8 protein-coding genes are annotated in these 14,141 nt (G+C 66.3%); 4 read left to right on the top strand and 4 right to left on the bottom strand.

The annotated features are described in order from the left end of the window. Nucleotides 1–9: 9 nt before the first annotated feature. The 4 genes from OU994_RS22385 (at nucleotide 10) to OU994_RS22370 (ending at nucleotide 7,795) form a co-directional block, all read left to right on the top strand. Entirely contained in the window at nucleotides 10–1,659 is a 1,650-nt protein-coding gene (locus tag OU994_RS22385) for a DUF5597 domain-containing protein (RefSeq protein WP_281607736.1), read from the top strand. Further along, nucleotides 1,656–4,535, top strand: a complete 2,880-nt coding sequence (locus OU994_RS22380) for a TIM-barrel domain-containing protein (protein ID WP_281607735.1) — start codon at nucleotides 1,656–1,658, stop codon at nucleotides 4,533–4,535. The genes OU994_RS22385 and OU994_RS22380 overlap by 4 nt, the downstream gene beginning before the upstream one ends. Before the next feature lie 8 nt (nucleotides 4,536–4,543). After that, nucleotides 4,544–6,721 (top strand): glycoside hydrolase family 3 protein, encoded by a 2,178-nt coding sequence (locus tag OU994_RS22375; protein ID WP_281607734.1) that lies wholly within the window; start codon nucleotides 4,544–4,546, stop codon nucleotides 6,719–6,721. Nucleotides 6,722–7,024: 303 nt separating this feature from the next. Then, nucleotides 7,025–7,795 (top strand): ThuA domain-containing protein, encoded by a 771-nt coding sequence (locus OU994_RS22370; RefSeq protein WP_281607733.1) that lies wholly within the window; start codon nucleotides 7,025–7,027, stop codon nucleotides 7,793–7,795. Nucleotides 7,796–7,839: 44 nt separating this feature from the next. On the opposite strand, the gene OU994_RS22365 is transcribed toward OU994_RS22370, so the two are convergent. From OU994_RS22365 to OU994_RS22350, 4 genes are all read right to left on the bottom strand, one after another. Continuing rightward, nucleotides 7,840–8,919, bottom strand: coding sequence for a DUF4214 domain-containing protein (locus OU994_RS22365; protein ID WP_281607732.1), 1,080 nt, complete (start codon nucleotides 8,917–8,919; stop codon nucleotides 7,840–7,842). Between the two features lie 176 nt (nucleotides 8,920–9,095). Then, nucleotides 9,096–10,253, bottom strand: a complete 1,158-nt coding sequence (locus tag OU994_RS22360) for a reprolysin-like metallopeptidase (protein WP_281607731.1) — start codon at nucleotides 10,251–10,253, stop codon at nucleotides 9,096–9,098. A gap of 117 nt (nucleotides 10,254–10,370) precedes the next feature. Then, entirely contained in the window at nucleotides 10,371–12,728 is a 2,358-nt protein-coding gene (locus OU994_RS22355; protein ID WP_281607730.1) for a beta-galactosidase, read from the bottom strand. Next, the gene (locus OU994_RS22350) at nucleotides 12,725–14,014 is read right to left on the bottom strand and encodes an MFS transporter (protein WP_281607729.1); all 1,290 of its coding nucleotides are present in this window, start codon (nucleotides 14,012–14,014) and stop codon (nucleotides 12,725–12,727) included. Before OU994_RS22350 ends, OU994_RS22355 begins: the two co-directional genes overlap by 4 nt. Nucleotides 14,015–14,141: the final 127 nt, after the last annotated feature.

Genomic DNA, 14,141 nt, shown 5'->3' with positions numbered 1-14,141 from the left:
AGGGAGCCGATGAAAACCGCCAAGCAGATTTTCACGAAGAGCTTGCTGGCCGGTGCGTGCGCGGTGGTGGTATCGGCGGCCATGGCCGCCGAGCTGCCGCGCGTCGTATCGAAGGACGGGCGCCACGCCCTGATGGTCGATGGCGCGCCGTACCTGATCCTGGGCGCGCAGGCGCACAACTCCAGCAATTACCCGAAGGCGCTGCCGCAGGTATGGGCGGCCGTCGCCGATGCGCAAGCCAACACGCTGGAGATCCCGATCGCGTGGGAACAGGTCGAGCCGGTCGAAGGCAAGTTCGACTTCAGCTTCGTCGACACGCTCGTCAAGGAAGCGCGCGAGAAGGATGTGCGCCTGGTGCTGCTGTGGTTCGGCACCTGGAAGAACACCGCGCCGGCCTACCTGCCGGAGTGGGTCAAGTTCGACAACAAGCGTTTCCCGCGCATGGTCGACGAGAAGGGAAAGAGCAGCTACAGCCACTCGCCGTTCGGCACCGAGACGCTGAAGCTGGACAAGCGCGCCTTCGTCGAATTCATGAAGCACCTGAAGGCCATCGACGGCGACAGGCAGACCGTGATCATGGTGCAGGTGCAGAACGAAGTGGGCACCTACGGCCTGGTGAGGGATCACAGCCCGGCCGCGCAGAAGGCGTTCAACGGCCCCGTGCCGGCCGCCGTGCTGGCGAAGCAGAAATCTCCCGTTGCCGGCAAGCGCTCCGGCACGTGGAAGGAAGTCTATGGCGCCTACGCCGACCAGTACTTCCACACGTGGGCGGTGGCCAATTACATCGAGGAGATCGCCAAGGCCGGCCGTGCCGTCTACGACCTGCCGATGTTCGTGAACAACGCGCTGCGCGATCCGGTGGAACCCATGGCGCCGTGGAAGGGCAACTTCGCCAGTGGCGGCCCGACCTACGACGTGCTGGGCATCTACGAGGCGGCCGCGCCGCACATCGACGTGGCCGGCCCGGACATCTACCTGCACGAGTCCGACAAGGTGGCGAAGACGCTCGAGCAGTTCCACACCAAGGACAATCCGCTGTTCGTGCCGGAGATCGGCAACTCGGAAGACTTCGCGCGCGTGGCGTATGCCGTGTTCGGCCAGGGCGGCATCGGCTTCGCGCCATTCGGCATCGACTATTTTGCGTTCTCCAACTATCCTCTCGGCTCGAAGGCCACCGACAAGACGATGACCGAGCCGTTCGGCAAGGTGTACGGCGCGTTCCGGCCGATGATGCGCGAGTGGGCCAAGTGGGGCTTCGAAGGGCGCACCCGCGGCGTGTTCGAACATGACGACCGCAAGCCGCAAAGCATCGCCCTCGACGGCTGGAAGGCCACTGTCAGCTTCCGCCAGCGCCAGTTCGGCGATTCGATGGAAAAGAACGATCCGCTCGAAGGCACGGAAAAGCCGAACGGCGGCCTGGCCATCGCGCAGGTCGCCGACAATGAATTCATCGTCGTGGCGCAGAACGCGCGCATCAAGTTCGATCCGGCCGGCCGCAATGCCGGGAAACCTTCGATGTACGCGCGCGTGGAAGAAGGGCAGTACGCCGATGGCAAATGGGTGATGGAGCGCGTGTGGAACGGCGACCAGACCGACTATGGCCTCAACTTCGGCGCCAGGCCTTTCGTACTCAAAATCAAACTGGGGACTTATCAATGATCAAATCGAATATCAAGGCAGTCAGCCTGGCATGCCTGATGGTGGCAGCGGGCGCCCCGGCATGGGCCGGCACGTTCCAGCAAACCTCCACCGGCGTGACGATCGCGCCGGACAACGGTGCAGCAAAAGAAATCCGCCTGCAGGTAATGGCCGATAACATCGTCCATGTCGTGAAAGTCGACCAGGCCGGCAAGGAGCTGACGCCGTCGCTGATGACGATCGCCAAGCCGTGCGCCTGCACCTTCGACGTGAAGAAGAGCGGCGATGCCGTGACGCTGGCGACGAAGAAGCTGGTGGCCACCGTGTCGCTGAAGGATGGCCGCGTGCAGTTCGCCGACAAGGGCGGCGCCGTGTTCCTGAAGCAGGATGCCGAGGACATGAAACCGGTCTCCGTCGGTGGAAAACCCTACCTGGCCGTGAAGCAGGGCTTCAACTACGGCACGAAGGATGCGTTCTACGGCACCGGCCAGCACCAGAACAACCAGATGAACCTGAACGGTGAAGACGTCGATCTCCTGCAGCACAACATGGACATCGCCATCCCGCTGGTGGTCTCGGACAAGAACTACGGCATCCTGTGGGACAACAACGGCATCACCCGCTTCGGCGATGCCCGTCCCTACGGCCCGATCGGCCGCGACCTGAAGCTGACGGATGCCGCCGGCAGGGAAGGCGCGCTGACCGCCCGTTACTACATCGGCGGCAAGCTGGCGCTGGAGCGCCGCGAAGACAACATCAACTACCAGTACCTGAAGGATGTCGCCGAGTTCTGGCCGAAGGAACTCAAGCCGCTGAAGGAACTGAAGGATGTGAAGGTCGTCTGGGAAGGCAAGCTCGCGAGCGACAAGCCGGGCGTGCACAAGATGAAGCTGTACTCGTCCGACTACGCCACGCTGACCGTGGATGGCAAGCAGGTGATGGACGTGTGGCGCCAGGGCTGGAACCCGTGGTACCACAACTTCGAAGTGAACTTCGGCGCCGGCAAGCCGGTGGACTTCAAGCTGGAATGGAAGCCGGAAGGCGGCATGATCTACGTGGCGCACAACAACCCGCTGCCGAAAGCGGAGCGCCACTCGCTGCAGTTCTCGTCCGAGATCGCCGAGGGCCTGAACTACTACGTGATCCGCGGCACCAGCATCGACAACGTGATCGGCGGCTACCGCGTGCTGACCGGCACCCAGCCGCTGATGCCGAAGTGGGCCTACGGCTTCTGGCAGTCGCGCCAGCGCTACGAGACCCAGGAGCAGCTGCTCGACACCGTGAAGACCTACCGCCAGAACGGCTGGCCGCTCGACAACATCGTGCAGGACTGGTTCTACTGGCCGGAAAACGGCTGGGGTTCGCACGACTGGGATCCGAAGCGTTTCCCGAACCCGAAGGGCATGGTCGATGAAGTGCACAAGATGAATGCACGCATCATGCTGTCCGTGTGGGGCAAGTTCTACGAGAACACCGACAACTACCAGGAACTGAAGGCCAAGGGCCACATGTGGACCAAGAACGTCGAGGATGGCGCGCTGGACTGGGTCGGCCCGGGCTACAAGAACAGCCATTACTCGCCGTACACGCAGGAAGCCCGCGACATCTATTATCGCCAGATGAAGACCAAGCTGGTCGACCTGGGCTTCGACGCCTGGTGGCTCGACAACACCGAGCCGGACGTGCTGTCGAACACGCGCCTGGAAGACTTCAAGAAGCTGATCGGCCCGACGGTCTACGGCCCCGGCGAGATCACCTTCAACTCGTACAGCCTGGTGCAGACGCAGGCGCTGTACGACGGCCTGAAACGCGACCAGCCGAACAAGCGCCAGTTCATCCTGTCGCGTTCCGGCTTTGCCGGCGTGCAGCGCAACTACGTGGCCACGTGGAGCGGCGACACGGTGGGCCGCTGGAACAACCTGTACGACCAGATCTCGGCCGGCGTGAGCTCGTCGATGTCCGGCGTGCCGAACTGGACGCACGATATCGGCGGCTATGCGCAGGAAACCCGCTTCCAGAGCGGCGAGCTGGGTTCGGCGCAGGAAAACCGCGGTATCGGCGGCGTGGAAGTCAAGCCGGAAGACCTGAAGGAATGGCGCGAGCTGAACCTGCGCTGGTGGCAGTTCGGTGCGTTCACGCCGCTGTTCCGCTCGCACGGCGAAGTGGTCAAGCGCGAGATCCACAATATCGCGCCGGAAGGTTCGCCGATGCGCGACTCGATGGTGTGGTACCTGAAGCTGCGCTACCGCCTGATGCCGTACATCTACGCGACGGCATCGAGCACGTACTTCAACGAAGGCTCGATCATGCGCGGCCTGGTGATGGACTTCCCGCTTGATCCGGGCTCGAAGGACGTCAAGGATGAATTCCTGTTCGGCCATGCCTTCCTGGTCGCGCCGGTATCCGAGTACGGTGCCCGCGAGCGCAAGGTGTACCTGCCGAAGGGCGCGCAGTGGTACGACTATTACACCGGCGAACGCCAGCAGGGTGGCCGCACGGTGACCGCCGCCGCGCCGGAAACGCGCATGCCGCTGTTCGTCAAGGCCGGCTCGATCGTGCCGATGGGCCCTGTCACGCAGTACGTGGACGAGAAGCCGGATGCGCCCATCACGCTGAAGGTGTACACGGGCGCCAACGGCCAGTTCAGCTTCTACGAGGACGATGGCGTGAGCGAGGACTACCAGCGCGGCAAGTACTCGCGTATCCCGCTGTCGTGGGACGAGAAGAGCGGCACGCTGACGATCGGCCAGCGCGGCGGCGACGGCTACCAGGGAATGGTGGCGAAGCGCACGTTCCGCGTGCACTTCGTGAAGCCGGGCGTATCGAGCTCGGACACGTTCGATACGGCGGACAAGGAAGTGACGTATGAAGGCAAACCAGTGACGGTGAAACTGTAATGGTGGTGATGAAGAAAGCAATCGTACTAGCCGTGGCCGCGGTGTTCTCGGCCTCGGCATACTCTGCGCCCGATCCCGACGAGCGTGCCCGGGACACCGTGGCGCAGATGACGCAGGCGGAAAAGCTGCTGCTGGTGTTCGGCTACTTCGGTGCCGAATTCGCCGGCGTGAAGCCGCCCAAGGATGCGATTCCATACACGGCGGGCTATGTGCCGGGCATCCCGCGGCTGAACATCCCGCCGCAGTGGCAGACCGATGCCGGCCTGGGCGTGGCCACGCAGCCGTCGCCGGCGCCGCGCGAACGGACCGCGCTGCCGTCCGGCATGGCGACGGCGTCGAGCTGGAACACGAAGCTGGCGTACGAAGCGGGGGCCATGATCGGCCGCGAGGCGCGCCTGTCCGGGCACAACGTGATCCTGGGCGGCGCCGTGAACCTGCAGCGCGATCCCCGCAACGGCCGCAACTTCGAGTATGCCGGCGAGGATCCGCTGCTGGCCGGCATCATTACCGGCGAGCAGATCCGCGGTAACCAGTCGAACAACCTCGTCGGCACGATCAAGCACTTCGCGTTCAACGACCAGGAAACCAACCGCAACACGATCGACGTGAAGATCGACGAGCCGGCCGGGCAGATGTCCGACCTGCTGGCGATGCGCATCGCGATCGAGCGCGGCGATCCCGGTTCGGTGATGTGCGCGTACAACCTGGTCAACGGCGTGTACGCGTGCGAAAGCGACTGGCTGCTCAACCAGGTACTGAAGAAGGACTGGGGCTACAAGGGCTTCGTGATGTCCGACTGGGGCGCCACGCACTCGACCACGCAGGCCGCCAATGGCGGGCTCGATCAGCAGTCCGGCTGGCCGTTCGACAAGTCGATGTACTTCGGCCCCGCGCTGAAGGAAGCCGTCGACAATGGCCACGTGCCGAAAGAGCGGCTGGACGACATGGCGAAACGCATCCTGCGCGCCATGTATGCGAATGGGCTGATGGATGCGCCGCAGCCGAAGGTGGAACCGGAGAAGATCGACTTCGCGGCGCATGCCAAGGTGACGCGGCAGGTGGCGGAAGAGGGCAGCGTGCTGCTCAAGAACGCCGGCAACCTGCTGCCGCTGGCGGTCGATGGTGCCAGTGCGGTGAAATCCATCGTCATCATCGGCGGGCATGCCGACAAGGCGGTGATCTCCGGCGGCGGCGCGGCGCAGGTGCATCCGCACGGTGGCAGCGCGGTGAAAGGCGAGGGGCCGAAGGGCTTCCCGGGGCCGATCATCTGGCTGCCGTCGTCGCCGATGAAGGCGCTGCAGGCGCGCACCAAGGCGCGTGTCACGTACGTCGACGGCAAGGATCCGGCCGCCGCCGCGAAAGCCGCCGCTTCGGCCGATATCGCCATCGTGTTCGCCACGCAGTGGGCCGCCGAGAGCCTGGATGCGCCGTCGATGGCGCTGCCGGACAACCAGGATGCGCTGATCGCCGCCGTCGCTGGCGCGAACCAGCGCACCGTAGTCGTGCTGGAAACGGGCAATCCCGTCACCATGCCATGGCTGGACAAGGTGGGCGCCGTGCTGGCCGCGTGGTTCCCCGGCTCGGCGGGCGGCGAGGCGATCGCGCGGCTGCTGACGGGCGAAGTCAATCCCTCCGGCCGCCTGGCCGCCACGTTCCCCGCCGCGGAAGCCCAGCTGCCGCGCCCGAAGATCGATGGCGACCCGGCCAGCCGCGATGGCCGCTTCACCACCGACTACAACATCGAAGGCGCGGCCGTCGGCTACAAGTGGTTCGAGAAGACCGGCAGGAAGCCGCTGTTCGCGTTCGGGCACGGCCTGTCGTACACCACGTACGAATACCGCGACCTGAAGGCCCGCAACGATGGCGGCAAGGTGGTGGTGTCGTTCACTGTCGCCAACACCGGCCAGCGCGCCGGGCAGGCCGTGCCGCAGGTGTACGTGGGGCCCGCCGCCGGCACCGCCAAGGCCGCCGGCTGGGAAGCCCCGCGGCGCCTGGCCGGCTGGGACAAGGTGGCCCTGCAGCCGGGCGAAAGCAAGTCCGTCAGCGTGACCGTCGATCCGCGCATCCTCGCCGTGTGGGAACCGAAGACCCGCGACTGGCAGCGCCGCCCCGGCACCTACGAGTTCCACCTCGGCGGCGCCTCCGACGCCATCACCGCCCGCACCACGCTGGCCTTGCCGAAGTAGCGTTCTAACAACAGGAAAACAACAGGGACAGTCCCTCCCAGGGGGACAGTCCCCAGCGTTTTGACAACACATGCTTGGCTTAGACTCTCCTGGAACCGGGGTCCGACCCCAGTTTTCGGAAATTAGTTGCCCAGAACCGGGGTCTGACCCTGGTTTTGGGCAATTTTGTTAACGGCACGGGATTTCGGCCGTAGGAATCTGACAAACTTTCCCGATACCGGGGTCTGACCCGGTTCTGGGAAATAATAAAAGTTTCCTGGAATTGGGGTCTGACCCCGATTTGAGGAATATTTTGGAGGGGACATGAAACTTGCGGTAACGGCATTACTTGCCTTGTCATCGGCACCACTGTTCGCGGCGCAGTTCGATGTGCTGGTGTTTTCGCGCACGGCGGGGTGGCATCACGAGTCGATCCACGAGGGCGTGACGGCGCTGCGCGAGCTGGGGCGGCTGCATGACTTCAACGTGTTCTGGACCGAGGATGCGAAGCGCGTCTTCAACGACAAGGAACTGGCCAGGTACCAGGCGGTGGTATTCCTGTCGACCACGGGCGATGTGCTCGACGACGAGCAGCAGCGCGCGTTCCAGCGCTATGTCCGCGCCGGCGGCGGCTATGTCGGGGTGCACGCGGCGGCCGATACGGAGCATGGCTGGCCGTGGTACCGCCAGCTGGTCGGCCACATGTTCGTGACCCATCCGGCGGTGCAGTCGGCCGTGCTGAAGGTGGAGGATGCGAATTTCCCCGGCATGGAGCGCTTCGCGCCGCGCACGCTGGTGACGGAGGAATGGTACGAGTACGGCGCGGCGCAATCGACGGGCTTGCGCTACCTGTTGTCGGTCGACGAGGCCACGTACCGCCCGGAGACCGCCAAGGGCAAGGGGATGGGCGCGTTCCACCCCATCAGCTGGTATCAGCAGTACGACGGCGGCCGCGCGTTCTATACGGCGCTGGGCCACCTGCCGGCAACCTACGGCGACCCGGTATTCCGCCACCACCTGTACGGCGGCATCTACTGGGCCGCGACGGGCCGCGGGTTTCAAACCGCGCCGGCGGCAGCCAAGGCGTCGAACTGACGGCCGATATCCGCGGGGGATGCTCGCGTCCGCGGAAAGCCCGCTCAGCCCCAGGCCTGGTACGCCATCCCTTCCTGCATCACGCCGACCAGCTGGCTGTAGTTTTCGGCGCTTTCGCTGAAGCCCATCAGCACCCCGGCGGCGGTGTCGTGGCCCTTGTCCAGCACGTCGAGCCAGAAAGCGAAGCCTTCGGCATCCGGTGCGCGGTTCAGCACATTGGCGTAGAAGCCCGTCAGTATCGCCGCGTTGCCCGGGTTGTCGCCGTAGAGGCGGTGGAACTCGTCCGACGCGACGAAGGCATCGGCCACGCTGCGCAGGCTGGCGCCGCCATCGAGGGCGGCGATCCAGAAGCCCAGCCCGGTCTGGTCCGGCGTGCGGTCGAACGCGGTCTGGTACAGCCGGTAGGCTTCGCCGGCGGGGCCGTCGACGTCGAAGGCCAGCGCCACGTCGAAGAAGTCCAGCCGTTCGACATTGACCAGCGTGTCGCTGCCGTCCAGCCCCACGGTATCGTTGACGAACAGCCGATGCCCGGACACGGCCACGTCGTATTCGTCCAGGTCGCCCTCGTACCACACGGTATCGATGCCGCTGCCGCCGTCGAGCAGGTCGCTGCCGCCCTTGCCCTCCAGCAGATCCCAGCCGGCGTGGCCGTACAGCGCATCGTTGGCATCGGTGCCGGTGATGTCGTCGTCATTGGCGGTGCCGTGGCCGAGCGCCAGCGGCACGGTATCGAGGTCTTCGAGGATTTCCAGGTCGACCATGCTGCGCGGCGGGTCGGCCTGGTCCCATGACGCGTCCACGTAGTACGTGCCGGAGTAGGGCGCGATGAAGCTCAGGCCATCCTGGCCGATGGGGCCCCAGCCGTCATCCTCGGCCAGCGCGAAACCGTCATCGTCGTACAGCACGAGGTTGTACGGGTCGAACCAGCTTTCCGACGTGACCGTATACAGCGCACCCGCCACGGCGGTAAAACTGAAAATGGGGAAATCGGCCGCGTCCGGCGCGGTATCGACGAAATATGCGCTGTTGTCGTAGCCATCATCGGCCGTGCGCGGGCCGAAGGTCAGGTGGTCGGCTGTCGCCATGTCGGCATTGGACAGCTGCAGGTAGGGGAACGATGCCATCGGTTGCCTCGCAAGTGGGTTTGCGACAGCATAATCCCGCCGCGCGCGGCGCGGGCGGCGGGATTACACTTTGTTGCAATGGCAAGGAGAACCGATATGAAGCCGGCGATTCAAGGAGAGGATCCCGGCGATGGATTGAAGCGGCGGCGCTGCATGCCGACCCGCCCCGCAGTCCATCACGACAGGTCGTAATACCCCAGGAACTGCTCCTGCTGGCCGACCAGCGGCACGTCGGCGGCGGCGGCTTCCGGTGCCGGTGCCTCGCGAAATAGCGCGACGTCTTTCGAGGTCTCGAACTGCAGCGCCAGCACATCGGTATCCAGCACCGGTGCCTCCGGCACGACCTTCGACGACACCGGTGCGGCCAGCGCGAGGGCGCCGGTGGACAGCGTGAGCGTCGTGTCCGCGAAGCGCAGCAGTTCGATGTTCGACAGTGTGTCGCTGCCTTCCGCGCCGGCCACGGTCCACGCGCCGGTGCCGGTGCGCACGACCGTGTAGGCGTTGCGCAAGCCGTTGTAGAACGCGGTATCGGTGCCGGCGCCGCCATTGAGCGCGTCGTTGCCGCCGGCGCCTTCCAGGATGTCGTTGGCGCCGCCGCCGGTCAGCGAATTGGCCGTGCCCGTGCCCGCGAGCCAGCGCGCGCCGGTAGCCGAATTGACACCGATGCTGCCGGCCAGGCCGTCGCCGCCGTACAGCCACTTCAGCGCGGCGATGTCGTACTCGCTGAACGTCGAGTGAATGCCGCCGGTGTGTGTGTACGACATCAGCGTGTGCGACGTGTCGTCCGACGCGGACGGCAGCCTGGTCGTGCCTTCGAACGGATGCTTCAGGCCGAGCATGTGCCCCAGCTCGTGGAGCAGCGTTTCATAACCCTGCGTACCCCGCGCCAGGTTGGCGTTCATGCCGCCCCATTCGGCGTTGTCGAGATAGACATACGAAGCGGCGCTGAACTTCGTGACGACGCCGCTGCTGTTGTAGGAGTAGCCGATGCGGTTGCTGTCCAGGCCCGTGGTGCCGGAGCCGGCAAGGTTGGCATTCGCGAAGTGCACCTGCGCCAGGTTGGCGTCGGCCGTTTCCACGAAGTTGATGCCGGTGAGCTTGGTCACGTACGACATGGCGCCCCGCGTGGCCGCCGCCTGGGCCGTCGTGAACGCCTTCGGGGCGCTCAGCAGCATGGTATTGCCCGCCTCCAGGTTGCTGGCCACAGAGAACGAATAGTAGAGGGTATTGGTGCCGGGAGTGACGTAGTTCCAGTTCGGCAGGTTGCCGAGCAGTGCGTCGATATGGTTGTAGCCGGAGAGGGTGGTGCTGGTAGCTTGTGCAACGGTTGCCATGGATGCCGGGAGCCCTTGAAACAATGGAAGAGCCCCAGTATTGGCGGCGCGCACGGCCCGGTCAACCGTGCGCGCGGTGAGTGTGCACTCCTGGTCAGAGTGTCAGTGGCCGCTCTGTCATGCCTGTTCGGTCACCAGCTTGTCGCCCACGTACACGCGGTAGCGGCGGATGCGGCCGGTCACCCCTTCCGGCCCCTGCCGCGGCGTGTAGCGCAGGCCGGCCACCTCGAACGTGGCGCCCAAATCGAGCACCAGCCGGTGCGGCGGCTGCGCCACCGACTTGCTGTAGCCCGAATGCCAGAAGTCGGTGTTCTGGCCATTGATCGCGTTCAGCGCGGTGCCGTCTTCCTTCGACGCTTCCTCGCTGCTGGCGAAGGCGATCGTCCACAGCGTCTGGTTCAGCGTCTTGCCATCCTTGCCCAGCAACGCCAGTTCGGCGATCGCGGCGAATGGCTTGCCGTCGAATGCATCGAGCGCCTCGATGCACAGCTGGCGGCCGCTGGCGGCTTGCGCGAATGGCACGTCCTGCGTTGCGCCGCCCGGCTGGAAGCGGCCCTCGTGCACCGGTTGCACGCCCTGCAGCGCCAGGCGCGCCGTGCTGGGCGGGCGTGCCAGGTCGCGCTCCGGGCGCAGCCGGTCGAGCACGGGTTTCGCCACGCCGGCGATGCGGTTGTCCTGCGGGCCGGTCAGGTCCAGTACCACGACCTCGTTGCGGCCCGCCTTGATCCACGGGCCGGGCAGGTACATCGTCTGGGTCGGGCCGATGCTCCAGTAGCGGCCCAGGCAGCGGCCGTTGATCCACACGATGCCCTGGCCCCACGTCGTCATGTCGAGGAAGGTGTCGGCGGCGCTGGCGGCGTCGAAGCTGCCGCGCCAGAAGGCCGGCCCTTTCGTTTTCCCGGCCTTCCATTGCAGCGGCGGCAGCACGCCGTCCGCATCGAAGTCGATCGCGCGGACCTCCCAGTTTTCCAGCGCGACCGCTTCTTTTCCTTTCTCCCGCAGCGTGACGGGGCCGTGCAAGCCCTTGCGGTCGTGGATTTCCACGCCGAAGTTCACGCGCGCGATCGTGTACAGCAGGATTTCCAGCGTGGTGGTCTTGCTGCGCGCCGGCAGGTTGACGCGGAAGCGGCGGTAGCGTGTGTCCAGCGTGCCTACTTCCTTGCCGTCGATGTACACCCACGCCAGGTCGCGCACCTTGGCCGCCTCCAGCGTGGCGGCCGGCCCGGCCGGCAGGGTGACGCGGTAGGCGATCACGCCGCGGCTGATGTCGTACTGCTCGATCGGCTTCGGCGTGACATCCCGGATGACGCGCGCCGGCAGGTTGGCGAACACCGGCGCCGTTTCGGCCAGCGTGAATGCCGGGATGGTCATGACCGGCATGTGCGCCGGCGGCCGCGGCAGCGCTTCGCCCGGCGCCAGGTGCTTGCCGATGCCGGCGCGGTAGGCGTCGAACTTCTCGCCCACCCAGCCGGCCTCGCTGATCGGCTCATCGTAGTCGTAGCTGGTGGTATCGGGCCGGAACGGCCGGTCGCAGCCGCCCCACAGCCCGAACGACGTGCCGCCATGCGCCATGTACAGGCTGAACGAGCCGTTCGCCGCCAGCATCGCCTCGATGTCGGCCACCGCCTTGGCGGCGCTGCCGGTGCGGTGCGGCGCGCCCCAGGTATCGAACCAGCCGGAGTAATACTCGCCGCACATCAGCGGGCCTTTCTGCACCTTGGCCAGTTCGGCGAAGCCGCGCTGCGGATCGCTGCCGAAGTTCGCCACCGAGAACAGTTCCGGGATATGCGTCTTGGCCACCGCGTTGGTCGGGTTGCACTGGAACAGCGGCACGTCAAAGCCGCCGTCGAGCAGCGCCTTGCGCATCACGCGCATGTATTCGAGGTCTTCGCCGAAGAAGCCGTATTCGTTCTCCACCTGCACCATCAGGATCGGGCCGCCCTGCGTGACCTGCTGCGGGCCCAGCACGCGGCCCACCTCGCGCATCCAGCGACGCACCGGCTGCACGAAGTTGTCGTCGCGGGTGCGCAAGAATGCGTCCCCCGGGCTCTTCAGCAGCCACCATGGCAGGCCGCCCATTTCCCATTCCGCGCACGCATAGGGGCCGGGCCGCAGGATCACCCACAGGCCCTCGGCCTGGGCCAGCCGGCAGAATTCGGCGGCGTCGCGCTGGCCGCTCCAGTCATAGCGGCCCTCGCGCCATTCATGGTAGTTCCAGAACAGGTAGGCGCAAACGGCATTCAGGCCCATCGCCTTGATCGCCTTCAGCCGGTGTCCCCAGTATTCGCGCGGCACGCGGGCGAAGTGCACCTCGCCGCAGCGGATCTGCACGGGCTTGCCGTCCAACAGGAAGTCGTTGTCGCCGACGGCGAAACGGTGCGCGGGGGCGGCGGCGGCGATCGAGGGAAGCAGGGTGCTGCCGACGGCAGCGGCGGTGCCGAGCAATACGCGCCGGCGGGAAGGCTGGTTGGTCATGTGTTTCTGGTTCCAGGTGGATGAAGGGCGCGCAGGCGCGCCAGGCAAACCAGGCACAGCGCCGAGAAAACGGCGCCGCAACCCAGGGTAAGACGGTAATCGTGGCCGGACAGGTCCAGCAGCGGGCCCTGCACGATGCCCAGCAGGATGCTGGCCGAGACCACCACGAAATCCTTGCTGGCGTTGAACTGCACGAAGCGCTCGCGCGGGAACAGCGCCATCGGCATCGACGCGGCGGCGGTCCACCAGGCGCCCGAGACGATCACGTGGCACAGGTAGATGGCCTGGAAGCTGGCGGCATCGTCGACCACCAGCGCGCCCAGTGCGGCCAGCGCGCAGTACAGGGTCATCACGAGCGCCGAAATGCGCATCGCGCCGCAGCGGTCGACCAGCCAGCCGATGGCGAACGCGGAACCGATCGACACCGCGTAGCCGACCGCGGTCAGCATGCCCAGCGTGGCCTTCGGTACGGCGCTGGCATGGGCGAAGAACTGGTAGAACGTGTTGAACGGGTTGAACGTGACAGCGGCGCAGACGAACATCGCGACCGCCCACAGGATCGGCGGGGTCATGAAGCCCCTGGGCAGGCCGGGGCCACGCGCGGACGGTTCGGGGGAGCCGGCGCTGCCGGCGCCGTCGGCCGCTTCGGCGACATCGACGGCGACGGCGGGCGCCGGCGGTTCGCGCACGGCCACGCACATCGCCACCAGGCAGCCGCCGAAGACCAGGCCGGTGCAGGCGAGGATGGCGGCCAGGTGATGGTCGGTCAGCGCGAACACCCATGTGTGGAAGGCGATGCCGGCCCCCAGGCCGACGATCCGGAACAGCGCGTAGAAGCGCCCCAGCCAGCCGAACGGCACCACGTCGTTGACCAGCCCCGTGAACAGGGACAGCGCGCACAGCGCGGCGCAGTCGAACAAGGTCCAGAACAGGCCGAACGCCGCCAGCCGGCAGAACCGCGCACCGGGAGACCAGTCGCCCAGTGCCGCGTCGAACGCCGCGCCCAGCGCGGGGGAAAAGGCCAGCCCGAGCAGGGCCAGGCAGCCGGCCGGTGCCGACACCAGCAGGAAGGGCCGGCGGCGCCCCAGGCGGCCACGGTGCCGGTCCGAACGCCAGCCGACGATCGGCACGATGAACATCGACAGCAGCGCCGGCACGGTCGACAGCAGCAGCGACGTGGCGGTATCGGAAGCACCGGCCACGCGCAGCAGTTCCAGCGCCGACGGCAGCGCCGCGCGGTCGCGCATGGCAATGCCCAGGTCGCCCAGCAACAGCCAGCCCAGCATCCCGGCCAGGGCTGCAGCGCCGGCCGCGCTGCTTTTAACTCCTGCGCCGGCCGCGCTGCTTTTAACTCCTGCGCCGGCCGCGCTGCTTCCAACTCCTGCGCCGGCCGCGCTGCTTCCAACTCCTGCG

This window comes from Pseudoduganella sp. SL102 (genome assembly GCF_027856995.1).
GTDB classification, from domain to species: Bacteria; Pseudomonadota; Gammaproteobacteria; order Burkholderiales; family Burkholderiaceae_D; genus Rugamonas; species Rugamonas albidiflava.
Note: the sequence above shows the minus strand (reverse complement) of the source record. Positions and strands in the feature narration are given on the sequence as shown.